Annotated in this window: 1 protein-coding gene; it reads left to right on the forward strand. The window is 37.5% G+C overall.

Annotated features, from left to right (window positions below):
* Positions 1-235: 235 nt before the first annotated feature.
* Entirely contained in the window at positions 236-589 is a 354-nt protein-coding gene (locus FG384_RS19600) for a hypothetical protein (RefSeq protein ID WP_142644355.1), read from the forward strand.
* Positions 590-722 lie beyond the last annotated feature (133 nt).

Genomic DNA, 722 nt, shown 5'->3' on the forward strand with positions numbered 1-722 from the left:
TACAACTTGCTTTTTAAATTCTGTAGAAAACGTTCTTCTTTTTTGGGGCATAGTAGATTCTCCTCACTTATTGTGTATTATTCTACTTGCCCTTAATTTGATTGTCCAACTAAGTGTAGACTATCCATTGCTTTAGTTAAAGAACATGGGTTGCTTAGGCAACTCTTTTTTCTTATTGAACTAACGCGGCAGTTTAGTTGAAGAAAGTAGGATTCAATAATTGGAGGTGTTTTTCTTGAGACAGAGTAGTCAGGAAGTTTTGAGGAAATTGAATACAGACTATATCGATGCAGAATTAAAGGGCTTGTCGTATGACCATACAACTCATATAGTTCGAATGAGTTATTATGGACCGAATGAATCGGAATGCACAATTTTATTTAGGGATTGTTTTTCAGCCACCTTTAATACTTGGCTTGAAGGTATGAAAGGGAGTATCCCACAAAGACCAGAAGAGTTATCCTTCTATTTCCAAGAAATAGAAATAGAGGATGTTGAAGTCAATGGCATTCTACTTTATAAGTGTTCATTGGTAATACCTATGATGGACTGTCAAATTACTTGTGTATCGATTGAAATTAAGAATTGATTATTCAACTAACGGGTGCTTGTGCGGCCGAGCTTAGGTCGTATCATATAGCGGGTGGGATTCCCGCCGAGAAAGAACTAGCCATTCACTCGTAGCGAGTCTTGGAGGGCTACTGGTAACATTAGCCTTTAAG

It is taken from the genome of Psychrobacillus vulpis (assembly GCF_006861825.1).
In the GTDB taxonomy this organism is placed as follows: Bacteria; Bacillota; Bacilli; order Bacillales_A; family Planococcaceae; genus Psychrobacillus; species Psychrobacillus vulpis.